Origin of the sequence: Lysobacter lycopersici (assembly GCF_007556775.1) — a bacterium.
Classification (GTDB): Bacteria; Pseudomonadota; Gammaproteobacteria; order Xanthomonadales; family Xanthomonadaceae; genus Pseudoluteimonas; species Pseudoluteimonas lycopersici.
This window is the reverse complement of record NZ_CP041742.1, coordinates 1,601,950-1,616,086: the sequence shown is the minus strand read 5'-3', so window position 1 is coordinate 1,616,086 and position 14,137 is coordinate 1,601,950. Positions and strand designations below refer to the sequence as shown.

Sequence of the window (14,137 nt, the reverse complement as noted above, 5' to 3'; positions counted from 1 at the left end):
GGCGGGCCGAGGCCCGCCGGATGCGGGGCAGGGGCGTAAACTGCGCCCGGGGATCCCCATGTCCAACGAAGCCGACAACCCGGCCACCGAAGCGCCCGGCCTGCCCTGGGACGTGCAGGACGCGCCCGCACGGCGGGCGACCCTGACCCGGATCCTGGTGCGGATCGCGCGCGAGGCCTTGCAGGGCGACGACCTCGAATCCCTGTTGCAGGGCATCTGCAATTGCCTGGTCGTGGAACTGCCGGTGCCGATCGCCAGCATCATCCTGCTCGACGAACCGGCGACCCATTTCGTGCGCGAAGTGTGGGCCGGCGAACTGATGCTCGATCCGCAGCCGATCGCGACCGGCTGGCCGGTGACGCGCGGCGCTTCCGGTCGCTGCGCGCGGCTCGGCACGCCGCAATTGATCCTCGACGTCGACGACGACCCGGACTACATCGCCGGCCATCCGGAAGTGCGATCCGAATACCTGGTGCCGATCCGGCATCGCCAGCGCCTGCACGGCGTGCTCAACATCGAATGCACGCGCCCGGAGTTCCTCGATGCCGAGGCCTGCGCGGTGTTCGACGCGGTCGCCGACGTGGTCGCCGGCGCGATCCACTTCGCGCGCATTGCCGACGAACTCACCGAGGCCAACCACAAGCTCGAACGCCTGTCGATGAGCGACGGCCTGACCGGCATCGCCAATCGCCGCCGCTTCGACCGGCAACTCGAGGCGGATTGGGCGCGGCTCGCGCGCGAACGCCGCCCGCTGGCGCTGCTGATCGTCGATGCCGATGCATTCAAGCCGCTCAACGACGCGCTCGGCCACCTCCGCGGCGACGAATGCCTGCGCGAACTGGCGCACCTGTGCGGGCGCTTCGCCGGCGACGGCGACCTGGTGGCGCGCTTCGGCGGCGAGGAACTGGTGCTGCTGCTGCCGGGCTGCGAACTGGCGCGTGCCTGCGCCATCGCCGAATCGCTGCGGCTGGCGGTGGCGGACGCGGCGATGCCGCATCCCGCTTCGCCGGTGGCGCCGCACGTCACCGTGAGCATCGGCGTGTCCGCATGCGTCCCGCAGGCGAACGTGCCGCCGGAATGGCTGGTCGCGACCGCGGATCGCGCGATGTATGCGGCGAAGCAGGGCGGGCGCAACCAGGTGCGCGCGGCGGACGAAGGCGTGGCCGCATCCGCCGCCGGCCTCAGCCAGGAACCTCCGCGCGAAGCCGCGGCGCCGCGGCGATGAGCTCGGGGAAGAAGCGTTCGAACGCTTCTTCGACCGCGGCCTCGTTCGCGCGCAGCACCGGCAGGCATTCGACCAGGCGCTCGCCATGCCGGGACAGCCGCGTGGCGATGCCGCGTACCGCGCCATCCACGCTCGCGCGCTGGCGGTAGTAACCGAGCCAGTCGCGCGTTTCCATTTGCGGTGCGATTGCATGCAGCCGCGGTGGAAGTTGTTCGCGATGTTCGCGCAACACGCGGTAGACGCGCGCGGTGAAGGCGTCGAGCGAGCCACCGTCCCAGCGTGGCCAATCGCGCGCGAGCAGGTGGTCGAAATGCACGTCGAGCAGGATCCCCGCATAGCGGCGCAGCCCGTCGGGGAACAGCGCGCGCGCCGCGATCACATCGGGATGCGCGTCGGTGTAGCGGTCGACGTGGCGGTGGCAGGCGATTTCGACGCGTACCGGCGTTGGCCAGTCCAGAAGCGCGGACTGGCCGAACACGAAGTCGCCGAGCAGGGCGCCGAGGATGGCCTCGTCCGAATGCCGCGCCAGCCACGCGTGGGCGAGGTAGTTCATGCGCCGATGTTACGACGCATGGCGTCGGGCCGCGGTCAGCGCGTCGCTACCCGTGCCACGGGTTCACAATCCGCGCGTACCGGGCGCTCGTCGATGGAGACGCATACGCGGAAGTCGCGCAGGCCCGCGATTTCCCTGCCGTGGCCCCGCACGACGGCGAAGCGTCGCAGCGGCGCCAGCCCGCAGTCTGGCTTGCCCACGCAAGCGCCGGGATACAGCGTGTAGTGGCAAACGCCGCTGTCGCTGGCCCTGCATTCGAAACGGGCGACGCCGTGCTCCGCGTGCACCTTGCCGTAAAGCACGTCGTGGCCGTTGTCGACGATGCGGTTGCTGTAACTGGTGCCGCCGGTGCCGCAGGCGGACAAGAGCGCCAGCGCCAGCAATAACGATCGCCTGGCGATTGCGATGGACCTGCGCATGTGGCACCTCGTTGTCGGGCGCATGGGCGAAATGGTCGATGCCGGGCTTGCCTTGCCCGCGGCATTCAGTGCTTCGCGACGGCCGCGCGTGGCTTGCAGTCCGGGCCGAGCGCCGCGCCGTCGGCATCGACGCAGAGGCGGAAGCCGGGCAGGCCGGCGATTTGCCTGCTGTCGCCGCGGGCGACGTCGAAGCTGCGCAGTGGCGGCGCGTCGCAAGGCGCGCCGGCGCAACGCTGCGGATACAGCGTGTAGTGGCAACGGCCGCTGCTGCTGTCGATGCAATCGAAGCGGGCCACGCCGTCCTGCGCGTGCGCGCGGCTGGAGAGCACGTGCCCGCCATCGTGGACCTGGCTGGTCCAGGTGGTGCCGCCGGAGGAAAAGCCGGCGAGGGCGAGCAGGAACTGCAACAGGGCGATGAGCTTGGTCATGTCCGTTTCCTCGCGATCACATGTTCTTGAACAGGGCCATGAACGGCACGCTGACCGTGAGCGTTTCCGGGCGCTGTTTCAGGCGCACGGTGCCGCGGCCGTTCTCGTCGCGGACGATGCCGGCGACGGCCTTCAGGTTGACGATGGTGGAACGATGGATCTGCTTGAAGTTCGCGGCGTCGAGGCGCGGCAACAGCTCGCGCAGGGAGGTGCGCAACAGCGCCTCGCCATCGGCGGTGACCACGGTGGTGTATTTGTTGTCGGCCTGGAAATAGGCGACGTCGTCGACCAGGATCAATTTCGTTTCGCGGCCCGCGCTGGCGGTGAGCCAGGTCAGCGGTTCCACCGCGCCGGCGGGCTTCGGCAGCGCGCCGAGCTTGTCGAGCAACGCGGCAAGCGACGCGGCGTCGTTGTTCGACGATTCCTGCGCCTGCAATCGCGCAACGGTCGCGTCCAGCCGTTCCGGCTTCACCGGCTTGAGCAGGTAGTCGATCGCGCCGCGTTCGAAGGCATCGATCGCGTACTGGTCGTAGGCGGTGACGAACACGATGCGCGTGCGCGGGCTCGCTTCGGCGGCGAGCGCGGCGACTTCGAGGCCGCTGAGGCCGGGCATGCGGATGTCGAGGAAGGCGACGTCGGGCTGGTGTTCGGCCAGCGCTTCCACCGCGCTGGCGCCGTCCTCGCACTCGGCGACAACCTGCAGCGCCGGCCATGCACGCCGGAGTTCGGCGACCAGCGCGTGGCGCAGGATGGTTTCGTCCTCGGCGACGATGCAGGTGCGGAGGTCAGCCATGGCTGGCGCTCCGCTGCGGCGCATTCGCGGGGACGGTGATCGTGGCGGCCACGCCGGCGGGGAAATTCGCGATCACGCTCAGGTTGGCGGCGCCGTCGTAGCGCAGGCGCAGGCGCTCGCGCACGTTCTTCAGGCCGATGCCGGTGCCGCTGGTCTTGGTGTTGAAGCCTTCGCCGTTGTCGGCCACGGTCACCGCAACCTCGTCGTCGTCGCTGCGCGCGCGGATCCACACGGTGCCGCCGCCGGTGCGCGGTTCCAGCCCGTGCTTGATCGCGTTCTCCACCAGGGTCTGCAGCATCATCGCCGGCAAGGGCGTGGCGCGCAGCGATTCGGGCACGTCGACCTGCACGTCGAGGCGTTCGCCCATGCGGATCTTGAGGATTTCCAGATACGCGAGCGCGCGTTCGAGTTCCGCGCCGAGGGTGGACATCTCGTCCCCCGCGTTCGGCAGCGAGCGGCGCAGGTACTGGATCAGGTGCCCGAGCATGGTTTCCGCGCGCGCCGGGTCGCTGCGCGTCAGCAACTGCGCGCTGGCCAGCGTGTTGTAGAGGAAGTGCGGTTCCACCTGCGCGTGCAGCAGGTGCAGCTTGGCTTCGGTCAGTTCCTTCTGGGTCGCGGTCTGCGCGGCGCTGGCGCGTTCGCCGCGGCGCAGCTCGCCGATGCGGCGGGTGATCGCGCGCACGATGGCTTCGGCGTTCTCGTAGTTGGTGCCGTCGTCGACCAGGAACCAGTCGCTCCACGCCGGGTTTTCCGGTTCGCAGATCAATGTCACGCGGCCGCTGTGTTCGCCCGGCGTGACCGTGGCCTGCAACTGGTTGCGCGGCAGGCCGAACCACAGCAGCGGGTTCCAGCGCCGCAGCGGGTGCTCGCCGTAGGTGCGCGGGCGCGCGACCTTGGCCTTGACCTGCAGGCTGTCGCGCGCGCTTTGCACCTGTTCGATGCCGGGCAGTTCGCGGATCGCGGCGTCGAGCAGGTCGAAGGCTTCGCCGGCTTCGAGCGGGATTTCCACCAGCCGCTTCTGCCGGTTGCTCAACGCATCGGCGTCGGTGCGGCCGGCGATCAGGCTTACGCGATGCAGGTGCGAGAACGCACCGGTGACCACCAGGCCCATCGTCGCGAAGGTGAACAGGATGGCCGGCAGGTCGAAGCGGCCGATCAGCGGCAGGCTGGAGTAGATGGAAACGACCAGCATCACCGCAAGGCCCCAGGCGATGGCGATGCGCAGGACGAAGAACGACTGCTTGAAGAACGACTTGATCATGCGCGGGCCGGACCGGTGGTGGCTTGGAATCGTGCGGCGAGCATGGCGCAGCCACGCGCCGGGCGGAAGCGCCGTGCGACGGAGCGGGGGATGCGGCGACGAAACGCGGCGGATCAGTTCTCGGCGACGGCCCGGCGCAACCATGCCGCGCAGGCCAGGTCCTGCACGATGGAGCCGAGCGACTTGTAGACCGTCACCTCGCGCGCATCGCGCCGCCCGGCCGCGGTCCCGGCGAGCACGCGGCCGATGTCCGGGCCGACGTCATCGTCCGAAGCGAGTCCGAGTTGCTTCGCGCGCAGGAATTCCGCGCCCTGCGCGAGCACGCCTTCGCGGTGGTCGGGGATGAAGCGCGCGCGCGACACGAACCGCGGGTCGATCTCGACCGGCCCGGCGCGGCTGGAACCGACCGCGTTGACGTGCGTGCCGGCGGCGACGTCGTCGAAAGCAAGGATCGGTTCGCTCGCGGCGGTCACGGTACAGACGATGTCGGCGTCCCGGGTCGCATCGCGCACCCTGTCGAATACGCGCGTCGGCACGCCGAGTTCGGCGGAAACGCGTTCGGCGAGTTCTCGCGCCTTGCCGCCGTCGCGGCCCCACAGCGCGATGCGCGACAGCGGGCGCACGTGGCGCAGCGCCAGCGCGTGGTGCCAGGCCTGTTCGCCGCTGCCGAGGATCGCGAGCGTGGTCGCATCGGCTCGCGCCAGCGCATCGGTCGCCACCGCCGAGGCGCAGGCGGTGCGAATGGCGGTGACTTCGCCGGCATCGACCACGCACGCCGGCGCGCCGCTGTCGCGGTCGAACAGCACGATCACGCCCTGGTGCGAACGTCCGGTCGCCGCGGCCGCGGGGAACACGCTCACGATCTTGGCGCCGAAACCGGCGCCGTCCAGCGCGCCGGGCATCACCCCGAAGGCATCGCCGCCGCCGAGGTCGAGGATGCCGCGCAGCAGTTGCGAGCTGTGGCCTTGCGCCAGCGCGATCATCGCCGCGCGCACCAGTGCGATGCCGCGCGCATGGTCGAGCAGGCGCGCGACCTCGTCGCGGTCGATGACGCGCATCGGTTCAGGCACCCCAGATCGTGCGCGCGTAATCCAGGAAGTTCAGGCCGAGGATCTTGTCGATGCGCGTTTCGGAATAGCCTTTCGCCGCAAGCAATCGCTCGAGTTCGCGGAACTGTCCAGGGCCGCGCAGGTCGACCACGAACGGATACGTGTCGGGACTTTCGCCCGCGGCGCTGATGCCGGCGGCGCGGCGCTTTTCGATTTCGCGCGCCAGCACCGCCTGGTAGGCCTGCAGGTCGTCGATCTGCGACACCGCGCCGTCGGTGCCGATGCCGACATGGTCTTCGCCGCAGACATCGACGGCGTGGTCGATGTGCGCGACCACGTCGGCGGCGTGCGCGTGTCCGGACAGGACGAGGAAAGGCATGAAGTAGATGCCGACGAAGCCGCCGCGTTCGGCCACCAGCCGCAGTTCGGCGTCGGTCTTGTTGCGCGGCAGGTCGGCCAGCGCGCGGCAGCCGGTATGGTTGATCGAAATCGGCGCGGTCGAGGCCTGCGCCGCTTCGATGCAGGTCCGTTCGCCGCTGTGCGAGAGGTCGACCATGCAGCGGTTGGCGTTGATCCGCGCGATCGCCTCGCGGCCGAATGGCGTGAGCCCGCGGTTTCCTGGTGCCATCGAGCCGTCGCCGAGCTGGTTCGCCGGGTTGTAGGTGAGCTGGAACACGCGCACGCCGAGGTTGGCGAAGATGTCCACGCGCGCGACGTCGTCGCCGAGCATGGCGCCGTTCTGGAAGCCGTAGACCAGGCCGATGCGGCCGTCGTCGCGCGAACGTTCGATGTCGGCGGCGGCGAACACCTTGCGCACGTCGTTCGCATGCGCGCGGACCACGGCGTCGGTGGCGGCGATGTCGCGCACGCTGGCTTCGAACGGATCCTCGTCGCCGGACACGTAGCCGAGGGTGACGTTGACTGCGGTCAATCCGGAGGCATGCGCCTCGGCCAGCACGCGCGGCGTGAGCGACGGCACCAGGCTGTCGGTTTCGACATTGGGATCGCAGAGTTCGCCGAGCGTGTTGACGATCAGCCGCCGGCGCGGTTCCGCGTCCGTCGCGCCGTCGCCGGGTCGATCCGCCGCCCGCGTCGCCTGCATCGCGGAAAGGGCCGCGGCCGCGGCACCGAGCGTCGTCGCCATCAGGAAGCCTCGCCGGTCAATCGTCATTCCCCCATTCCTCCTGCGTGATCGGGCGGTAATCCGCGCGCGGGTATTCCCTGCCGCGCTTCACCGTGGCGACGATGCTGCGCAGGTTGCCGATGTCGGCGGAAGGATCCTTCGCCAGCACCACGAAATCGGCGAGCTTGCCTGTCGCGATCGTGCCCATCTCGGCGTCCCGCGCCGCCGCCTGCGCGCCGACCTGCGTGGCGGAATGCAGCGCCTGCAGCGGGCTCATGCCGACGTCGCGCACGAGGAAGAAGATCTCGTCATGCACCGATGGCCACGCGGCTTCGCGTTCGCCGTCGTCGTCGGTGCCGGTCGAAATTCCGACGCCCGCCTGCCACGCCTGGCGCACGATGCGGATCGTAGCGGCGCCGGTGCAGCGCAGCGGTTTCAACTTCGGATCCGACTTGCGCAAGGCGTCGTAGCGCACGAACAGGCTGCCGGTGGCGTCGAGCAGGATGCCGCGTTCGCGCATCTGCGCATACAGCCTGGCCAGCACCGGATCGTCGCCGTCGGCCGCGAGCAGGCGTTCGTCCACCGGCGTGTGGTCCTCATACGACTGCGGAATCGTCTTCTGCACTTCGTAGGCCTGGTAGCAGGCGTGGCTGGCGACGTCGATGCCGGCGGCGATCACGTCTTTCGGCCGCGCGGGGAACACCGCGCTGTGCGCCCACACCTGCATGCCTTGCCGGTGCGCTTCGCGGGTGATCGCGGATACGAGATCCGATGGCAGGTCGGCATAGATCTTGATCGCGGTCGCCGACGTGCCGCGCGCCAGCGTCACCGCCTGCGCGATGTCGGTGTGTTCGTCGATGGCCTGCATCCACGGCGCGGTGCCGGGTTTCACGCCCGCGGTTACCGCCAGCACGCGCGGGTCGGCGAAGAACGACGGTCCCGCCATCAACGCGGCGTAGTAGATGTCGGGCGAAGGAATCTCGGCCACGCGCGCCTCGCGCGCGAGCTCGCCGACCGGGCGTAGGTCGTCGGCCATGTCGCGCACCGCGGTGACGCCACCGTAGAGGTTGCGCCGCAAGGCGGCGCGCGCGCGCGGCAGGTTCGGCGGCGTGGCCAGATGCACGTGTGAATCGATCAATCCCGGGATTACATAGCGCCCATGCAGGTCGACGATGCGTGCGCCGTCTGTATCGGCCAACGTGCCGTGTTCGCCCGTGGCGACGATGCGCTCGCCGCGCACGAGGATGTCCTGGTGCGACTTCGGCGCGGCGCCGGTGCCATCGATGACGGTGGCATCGGCATACAGCGTCGAGGCCTCCGGTGCGGGCGTATCGTCGGCTGCCATCGCGATGCCGCAGGCGAACAGCAACACGAATGCGGAAAACAGGCGCATGGCCGGCGGCTCCACGGGGCGAACCATGGATGCTAGGCATCCCTTGCGCATGCCACAACCCGCGCCTTGCTTTGCGGGACGTGTCGGGATTGCCATCCGCGGTCGCCGGCATGGTGTTTCGCCCACACATCGGCGATGGGCCGGTGCAAGATGCGTGCAACCCCGCCCACGGAGTCCGCCATGCGTCTGCTGCTTGCCGCCTGTTTCGCCGCCATCGCCGTTTCCGCCTGCGCCAGCGCGCCGGTGGCGACTTCATCCGACATCGAACGCGTGCTCGCCAATCCCGCGCGCAGCCAGGCCGACCGCGAGCGCGACGCGCGCGACAAACCGGCGGAAGTCTTCGCACTCGCGAAGTTCAGGCAGGGCGATACCGTCGCCGACATCCTCGGCGGCGGTGGATACAACAGCGAAATCCTCTCCGGCATCGTCGGCCCGACCGGCCACGTGCTGCTGGTCAACAACCCGGGCTACGACGGTTTCGGCAAGAAGGGCTGGACCGAACGCCTCGCCGACAATCGCCTGCCGAACGTGCAGCACGTCGTCGGTCCCACCGATGCGCTGGGCATGGGCGACGACACCCTCGACGGCGCGGTGATCGTGATGTCCTACCACGACCTGTACTGGGTGGACGAAAAGGAAGGCTGGACGAAGATCGATGCCGGCCAGTTCCTCGACCAGATCGCGCGCGCGCTCAAGCCCGGCGGCGTGCTGCTGGTGGTCGACCACAGCGCGAAGCAAGGCACTGGCAGCAGCGCCGCGCAAACGCTGCACCGCATCGACGAGCAATTCGCCATCGCCGATTTCCGCAAGCACGGACTCGAATGGGTCGCGGCGATGCCTTACCTGCGCAATCCCGACGACGACCGCAGCAAGCTGGTGTTCGATCCGGCGATCCGCGGCAAGACCGATCGCTTCGTGCATCTGTACCGCAAGCCGGGCTGAGGCAGAAAACCCCCTCTACCGGCGCTGCGCGCCACCCTCTCCCTCTGAGGGGAGAGGGAAAAGCGGCAGCCGACGAACGGTCATTGACGAACATACCAACCGGTTGGTATGTTCTTTCCATGGCCAAGCCCCCAGCCCCTGCCGCTTCCTCCCGCCAGCGCCTGCTCGACGCCGCGCTGCATGAATTCCGCAGCCGCGGTTACGCCGCGACCACGGTCGACGACCTGTGCCGCGCGGCTGAAGTGGGGAAGGGCAGCTTCTTCCACCACTTCCCGAGCAAGGAAGCCTTGGCGTTGGAGGCTGTCGGCCACTGGAACGCGATGACCGGCGCGCTGTTCGCGCAGGCGCCCTACCACGCGCCGGCCGATCCGCGCGAACGCGTGCTCGCCTATGTCGATTTCCGCGGCGAACTGCTGCAGGGCGAACTCGCCGACTTCACCTGCCTGCTCGGCACCATCGTGCAGGAAACCTACGACAGCCATCCCGCGCTGCGCGATGCCTGCCGCAACGGCATCGAACTGCATGCCGAAACATTGGTGCGCGACATTGCGGAAGCGAAGGCGAAATACGCGCCGGACGCAGGCTGGTCGCCGCAAAGCCTCGCGCTGTTCACCCAGGCCGCGTTGCAGGGCGCCTTCATCCTCGCCAAGGCGCAGGGCGGCGCGCCCGCCGCCGCCGACGCGGTGTCGCATTTGCGCCGCTACATCGAATCGCTGTTCCCGCTGCCCCCGACGGCGAAGAGGAAAACGCCATGAGCAAGATCGATCCCTACCTGTTCCTCAACGGCCGCGCCGACGAGGCCATCGCCTTCTACCAGGATGCACTCGGTGCAGAAGTCGCGATGCGCATGACCTTCGGCGAAAGTCCGTCGCCTTCGCCGATGCCGCTGCCGCCGGGTTGGGACAAGAAGGTGATGCACGCCGCGCTCAAGGTCGGCGACACGCACCTGATGCTGTCCGACGCCGACAGCAGCGATGCTGCGCAGTTCAAGGGCTTCCGCCTCTCGCTCAACTGCGACGACGAAGCCTCGGCGCGACGCGCGTTCGACAAGCTCGCCGCGGGCGGCAGCGTGCAGATGCCGTTGACGCAGACCTTCTGGTCGCCGTTGTTCGGCATGCTCACCGACAAGTTCGGCGTCGGCTGGATGGTCGGCCTCGCCGCTTGATTCGCAGCTCCCTTCCCCACGGAGATCGACGATGCAATTCATTCCCTACCTCAACTTCGACGGCAACGCGCGCGAGGCCATGGATTTCTACGCCGCGGTCTTCGGCGGCGAAGTCACCCAGCGCTTCACCTATGGCGAATCGCCGATGGCCGAAGAATGCGGCCCCGCGTCCGCCGACCACGTCATGCATTCGCAGCTCGAAATCCCCGCGAAAACGGGCGGGAGCGCGATGCTGATGGGCGCCGATGGCCCGCCGCCACACGAGGCCGGCAGCACCTGCGTGAACATCGCCGTCGACACGCCGCAGGAAGCCGAGCGCATCTTCGCCGCGTTGTCGGAAGGCGGCAGCGTGCAATGCCCGATCGCCGAGACCTTCTGGGCGCATCGCTTCGGCCTGCTCACCGACAAATACGGCAAGGGCTGGCTGGTGAATTGCCTGAAACCCGTGCCCTGATCCACCACCGACAAGGACACCGCCATGCCCCGCAACCTCTACGTCACCCTGCCGATCAAGGATCTGCAGCGCTCGGTCGATTTCTTCACCGCGATCGGCTTCGCGTTCGACCAGCAGTTCGCAAGCGAAAACGGCGCCGCGCTGGTCATCAACGACAACACCAGCGTGATGCTGGCGACCGAAGCGTTCTTTTCCACGCTCACGAAAGTGCCGATCACCGACGCGCGCAAGGCCACCGAAGCGCTGCTCGCCCTGTCGCTGGACAGCCGTGCGGAGGTGGACGATCTGGTGCGCAAGGCGGTCGCGGCCGGCGCGGCCGCAGGCCACGACCCGGAAGACCTGGGCTTCATGTATTCGAGTGGATTCGTCGACCTCGACGGGCACCAGTGGGGCGTGTTCCACATGGACATGTCGCAGGCGCCGGCGCAATGAATTCCCTTCCCCACGCAGGAGCAATGCCATGAGCGGAACCGTGAAATTCCACCGCGTGCTGACCGCGCCCGCCTCGCGCATCTACCGCGCCTTCCTCGACCCCGACGCGATGGCGAAGTGGCTGCCGCCGCACGGATTCACCGGCAAGGTGCACGAGATGGACGCTCGCGTCGGCGGCCGCTACAAGATGAGCTTCACCAATTTCTCCACCGGCAATTCGCACAGTTTCGGCGGCGAGTACCTGGAATTGGTGCAGGACGAACGCATCGCCTATTCGGATCGCTTCGACGATCCCAACCTGCCCGGCGAAATGCGCACGACCATCGTGCTGAAGCCGGTGTCCTGCGGCACCGAGCTGTCGATCGAGCAGAGCGGTATTCCGGACATGATCCCAACCGAGATGTGCTACCTCGGCTGGCAGGAATCGCTGCAACTGCTCGGGCAACTGGTGCAGGCCGAGGTTCCGGATTGACCTGGAATCGATACGGATGCGGATCCATCATCCCGCTATGCTTAGATCCAGAATAGGGTTGGCAGGAAGTCCGCAATGGGAATTTTGCGATGGTCTCTCGGGACTCAAGGCAGGTTCGTTGGAGCTGTGACCATTGGCTGGACGACAATATCTGCCGCCGCACTCTTAGGTCGCAAGATTCTGACCGGCGAATTCGGATCACCCGATTTCGTGGGTGTCATGTTGCTTACGCCGCTTGTGGCTGTTATCTGGTCGCTTGTGATGTGGAAACTCTTCTTCAAATCGAACCCGCACGCCAAAGCGAAGCGTGAATAGCCGGGAAGACTTGGCGATCCAAAGAAAACGCCGGCTTGCGCCGGCGTTTTCGTTTCGAACCAACCGATCCGGAAAAGAATTACGGGACCGTCACCGACTGGCTCGTGGTACTCGTTGCGCCATCGTCGTCCGTCACCGTCAGCGTCACCGTGTACGTGCCCGCGCTCGCGTACTTGAACAACAGCGGGTTCTTGGTCGACGACCTGCCATCGCCCACGTTCCACGTGCGCGAGACGACGCTGCCGTCGGAATCGGTGGAAGTATCGGTGAGTTGCACGGTCAGGCCACGATGCTTGACGGTGAAACTCGCCACCGGCGGCTGGTTGCCGGGGCCGCCACCGCCGAGTTCGGCGTAGGCCGCGCTCCAGACCACGCTGCCGCGGCCGCTGGCGAGGTCGTAGCCCGCGCCCGCCGCGTTGCCGTTGCTGCCCGAAGTGACGTCGTGGAAATCCGACGCCGACAGCGGGTACAGCAGCGGGGCCGGGAAGCCCAGGTTGCCCTTGCCCTGCATCACGCGCGCCCAGAAGCCGACGAACATCGGCGCGGAAAGACTGGTGCCGCCGATCTGCGATTGCGTGGCGCCGTTGTAGATCTTCGCGCCCGAGCTCGGATCGGCATCGAAGGCGATGTCCGGCGCGGCGCGATGCGAACCGCTCCACAGTGTCTGCCAGCTCGGCTTCGCTTCGACCGTGCTTTCCTGGCCGCCCGCGCCCGACCAGACCGTTTCGCCGTTCCAGGTCGCGCCCGCGCCGGTCGAGGCATCCAGGGTGGTGCCGCCGACCGCGACCACGTACTGGGACACCGCCGGCCAGCAGGCGCCGTTGTCACGCCGGCCGGTGTGGAAGCACTTGCTCGCGCCATCGTCGCCGGTGGAGAAGGCGAAGCTTTGTCCCTGCGCTATGCCCTGCTCCAGTACCGCGTCGGTGGTGGCGAAACCGCCGTCGTTCTGCGCATCGATTTCGCTGACGCCGAGCGAGCCGTTGACGATCGTGGTCGTGTTGTCGGTCACCGCGAGGTTGATGCCTTCGGCGACCGAGGTATCCGAACTGATGTCGGGCATCAGGTAGAACGTCAGCGAACCGACCTGGCCGCCGGCGGCGCCGACGATGGTCTGGCTGTCCAGCTCCCATTCGACGGTGCCGCTGGTATCGCTGTTGGGCGTGCCGACCGAATGCGTCGCGACCGGCGGCAAGCCGTTCGCCGAAGTGAAGGTGTCGAGCGAGCTGAGGGTCTTGGTCAGGTTGCCTTCGGCGAGGATGCCGACGTTGATGCCCGACGCCACCGGCAGGCCGTCCGCGCCGTAGATCGACGGGAAATCGGTCGGTTGGTGCCCGGTCACCGCGGTGGTCGCGCCGCCCTTGTAGACCCGGTACAGCAGGTGCGGCACGTGCACGTTCTGCAGGCCGACCACGCCATTGACGAACGGTTGCAACGACGCCGGCAACGTGGCGTCGCGGGTGTTCGCATAGGCCATGCGGCCATCCTGCGTCCTCACGCTGGCGAGCGAGGTCTGGAACGCGCGCTGCACGTTCGACGCCGGCGCGTCGCCTGACACGAGGATGCGGTTCGGCGAGATCCTGACGTTGCTGAACCCCGACAGCTCCAGGAAGTGCGCCACCGCCTGCGCCTGCTCCGCGCTGGGCGCGTAGCGCGACACGAAGGCCGCGCCGGTGAGCGGCTTGAAGCCGGGCCTGGAAATGTAGGAATCCAGTTCTGCCTTGTTGCGCAACTTCAGGCCGATGACGATGTGCATCGGTTGCGAGGCCGCGAGCGATCCGACGACGGCGTCGCCTTGCGCCAGCCGGGTGGGCCGCGCCATCGAGGTGATCGCCGGCGCGGCGGCATTCGCCGTTGCGCCCGCGGCCAGAGTCAATGCGGCGACAAGCGCCTTCAAACGGAAATGATTGGTCATTGCTGGAACCTGCCCTCATGGAGTGGAAGGAGACGGCCGCGCAACTTCGGCGGTCGCGATTTGCAACGTCATGCGAATGCGCCGTCCCCATCCCGCGTGGAGGCGCCGATACCGGGTTTCCCGTGCGAGACGCGGCGGGAGTTGCGAATGCCAGGGCCCCGGATCGCCGCAGGCTCCCCGATGCCTGCGATTGTTACGCTA

General features: G+C 68.0%; 16 protein-coding genes. 7 read left to right on the top strand and 9 right to left on the bottom strand.

Annotated features, from left to right (window positions below; translation table 11 throughout):
- The first annotated feature begins 58 nt into the window (after positions 1-58).
- Positions 59-1,225 (top strand): sensor domain-containing diguanylate cyclase, encoded by a 1,167-nt coding sequence (locus FNZ56_RS08090; RefSeq protein ID WP_143879350.1) that lies wholly within the window; start codon positions 59-61, stop codon positions 1,223-1,225.
- Here FNZ56_RS08090 and FNZ56_RS08085 read toward each other — a convergent pair.
- The 8 genes from FNZ56_RS08085 to FNZ56_RS08050 form a co-directional block, all read right to left on the bottom strand.
- Positions 1,182-1,778 carry an acyl carrier protein phosphodiesterase gene (locus FNZ56_RS08085; RefSeq protein ID WP_143879349.1) on the bottom strand — a complete coding sequence of 199 codons (597 nt, stop codon included), beginning with the start codon at positions 1,776-1,778 and terminating at the stop codon, positions 1,182-1,184. The two genes, FNZ56_RS08090 and FNZ56_RS08085, sit on opposite strands and share 44 nt — an antisense overlap.
- Before the next feature lie 35 nt (positions 1,779-1,813).
- Entirely contained in the window at positions 1,814-2,197 is a 384-nt protein-coding gene (locus FNZ56_RS08080) for a hypothetical protein (protein WP_143879348.1), read from the bottom strand.
- 65 nt (positions 2,198-2,262) lie between these two features.
- On the bottom strand, positions 2,263-2,625 hold the full coding sequence (locus tag FNZ56_RS08075; RefSeq protein WP_143879347.1) for a hypothetical protein: 363 nt from the start codon (positions 2,623-2,625) through the stop codon (positions 2,263-2,265).
- Positions 2,626-2,641: 16 nt separating this feature from the next.
- Positions 2,642-3,418, bottom strand: a complete 777-nt coding sequence (locus FNZ56_RS08070) for a LytR/AlgR family response regulator transcription factor (protein WP_143879346.1) — start codon at positions 3,416-3,418, stop codon at positions 2,642-2,644.
- Positions 3,411-4,679, bottom strand: a complete 1,269-nt coding sequence (locus tag FNZ56_RS08065; RefSeq protein ID WP_143879345.1) for a sensor histidine kinase — start codon at positions 4,677-4,679, stop codon at positions 3,411-3,413. The genes FNZ56_RS08070 and FNZ56_RS08065 overlap by 8 nt, the downstream gene beginning before the upstream one ends.
- A 113-nt stretch (positions 4,680-4,792) precedes the next feature.
- A complete protein-coding gene (locus tag FNZ56_RS08060; RefSeq protein WP_143879344.1) occupies positions 4,793-5,737 on the bottom strand; it encodes an ornithine cyclodeaminase family protein in 945 nt (314 codons plus the stop codon).
- 4 nt (positions 5,738-5,741) lie between these two features.
- Positions 5,742-6,899 carry a dipeptidase gene (locus FNZ56_RS08055; RefSeq protein ID WP_143879343.1) on the bottom strand — a complete coding sequence of 386 codons (1,158 nt, stop codon included), beginning with the start codon at positions 6,897-6,899 and terminating at the stop codon, positions 5,742-5,744.
- Complete coding sequence (locus FNZ56_RS08050) at positions 6,889-8,244, bottom strand: amidohydrolase family protein (RefSeq protein WP_143879342.1); 1,356 nt, start codon at positions 8,242-8,244, stop codon at positions 6,889-6,891. The genes FNZ56_RS08055 and FNZ56_RS08050 overlap by 11 nt, the downstream gene beginning before the upstream one ends.
- Before the next feature lie 180 nt (positions 8,245-8,424).
- On the opposite strand from FNZ56_RS08050, the gene FNZ56_RS08045 reads away from it, so the two are divergent.
- From FNZ56_RS08045 to FNZ56_RS08020, 6 genes are all read left to right on the top strand, one after another.
- Positions 8,425-9,186: a class I SAM-dependent methyltransferase gene (locus tag FNZ56_RS08045; RefSeq protein ID WP_143879341.1), complete on the top strand. Its 762-nt coding sequence runs from the start codon at positions 8,425-8,427 to the stop codon at positions 9,184-9,186.
- Between the two features lie 119 nt (positions 9,187-9,305).
- The gene (locus tag FNZ56_RS08040) at positions 9,306-9,941 is read left to right on the top strand and encodes a TetR/AcrR family transcriptional regulator (RefSeq protein WP_143879340.1); all 636 of its coding nucleotides are present in this window, start codon (positions 9,306-9,308) and stop codon (positions 9,939-9,941) included.
- Positions 9,938-10,351, top strand: coding sequence for a VOC family protein (locus tag FNZ56_RS08035; RefSeq protein ID WP_143879339.1), 414 nt, complete (start codon positions 9,938-9,940; stop codon positions 10,349-10,351). Before FNZ56_RS08040 ends, FNZ56_RS08035 begins: the two co-directional genes overlap by 4 nt.
- Positions 10,352-10,382: 31 nt before the next feature.
- Entirely contained in the window at positions 10,383-10,805 is a 423-nt protein-coding gene (locus FNZ56_RS08030) for a VOC family protein (RefSeq protein ID WP_143879338.1), read from the top strand.
- Between the two features lie 24 nt (positions 10,806-10,829).
- Positions 10,830-11,237 (top strand): VOC family protein, encoded by a 408-nt coding sequence (locus FNZ56_RS08025; RefSeq protein WP_143879337.1) that lies wholly within the window; start codon positions 10,830-10,832, stop codon positions 11,235-11,237.
- A 28-nt stretch (positions 11,238-11,265) separates the two neighbouring features.
- Positions 11,266-11,709, top strand: a complete 444-nt coding sequence (locus tag FNZ56_RS08020; protein WP_143879336.1) for an SRPBCC family protein — start codon at positions 11,266-11,268, stop codon at positions 11,707-11,709.
- Positions 11,710-12,103: 394 nt separating this feature from the next.
- Here FNZ56_RS08020 and FNZ56_RS08015 read toward each other — a convergent pair whose 3' ends face one another.
- Entirely contained in the window at positions 12,104-13,936 is a 1,833-nt protein-coding gene (locus FNZ56_RS08015; protein ID WP_143879335.1) for a protease pro-enzyme activation domain-containing protein, read from the bottom strand.
- Positions 13,937-14,137 lie beyond the last annotated feature (201 nt).

Coding starts and splice junctions, on each gene's coding strand:
- FNZ56_RS08090 (WP_143879350.1), top strand. CDS start 59: ATGTCCAACGAAGCCGACAACCCGGCCACCGAAGCGCCCGGCCTGCCC.
- FNZ56_RS08085 (WP_143879349.1), bottom strand. CDS start 1,778: ATGAACTACCTCGCCCACGCGTGGCTGGCGCGGCATTCGGACGAGGCC.
- FNZ56_RS08080 (WP_143879348.1), bottom strand. CDS start 2,197: ATGCGCAGGTCCATCGCAATCGCCAGGCGATCGTTATTGCTGGCGCTG.
- FNZ56_RS08075 (WP_143879347.1), bottom strand. CDS start 2,625: ATGACCAAGCTCATCGCCCTGTTGCAGTTCCTGCTCGCCCTCGCCGGC.
- FNZ56_RS08070 (WP_143879346.1), bottom strand. CDS start 3,418: ATGGCTGACCTCCGCACCTGCATCGTCGCCGAGGACGAAACCATCCTG.
- FNZ56_RS08065 (WP_143879345.1), bottom strand. CDS start 4,679: ATGATCAAGTCGTTCTTCAAGCAGTCGTTCTTCGTCCTGCGCATCGCC.
- FNZ56_RS08060 (WP_143879344.1), bottom strand. CDS start 5,737: ATGCGCGTCATCGACCGCGACGAGGTCGCGCGCCTGCTCGACCATGCG.
- FNZ56_RS08055 (WP_143879343.1), bottom strand. CDS start 6,899: ATGACGATTGACCGGCGAGGCTTCCTGATGGCGACGACGCTCGGTGCC.
- FNZ56_RS08050 (WP_143879342.1), bottom strand. CDS start 8,244: ATGCGCCTGTTTTCCGCATTCGTGTTGCTGTTCGCCTGCGGCATCGCG.
- FNZ56_RS08045 (WP_143879341.1), top strand. CDS start 8,425: ATGCGTCTGCTGCTTGCCGCCTGTTTCGCCGCCATCGCCGTTTCCGCC.
- FNZ56_RS08040 (WP_143879340.1), top strand. CDS start 9,306: ATGGCCAAGCCCCCAGCCCCTGCCGCTTCCTCCCGCCAGCGCCTGCTC.
- FNZ56_RS08035 (WP_143879339.1), top strand. CDS start 9,938: ATGAGCAAGATCGATCCCTACCTGTTCCTCAACGGCCGCGCCGACGAG.
- FNZ56_RS08030 (WP_143879338.1), top strand. CDS start 10,383: ATGCAATTCATTCCCTACCTCAACTTCGACGGCAACGCGCGCGAGGCC.
- FNZ56_RS08025 (WP_143879337.1), top strand. CDS start 10,830: ATGCCCCGCAACCTCTACGTCACCCTGCCGATCAAGGATCTGCAGCGC.
- FNZ56_RS08020 (WP_143879336.1), top strand. CDS start 11,266: ATGAGCGGAACCGTGAAATTCCACCGCGTGCTGACCGCGCCCGCCTCG.
- FNZ56_RS08015 (WP_143879335.1), bottom strand. CDS start 13,936: ATGACCAATCATTTCCGTTTGAAGGCGCTTGTCGCCGCATTGACTCTG.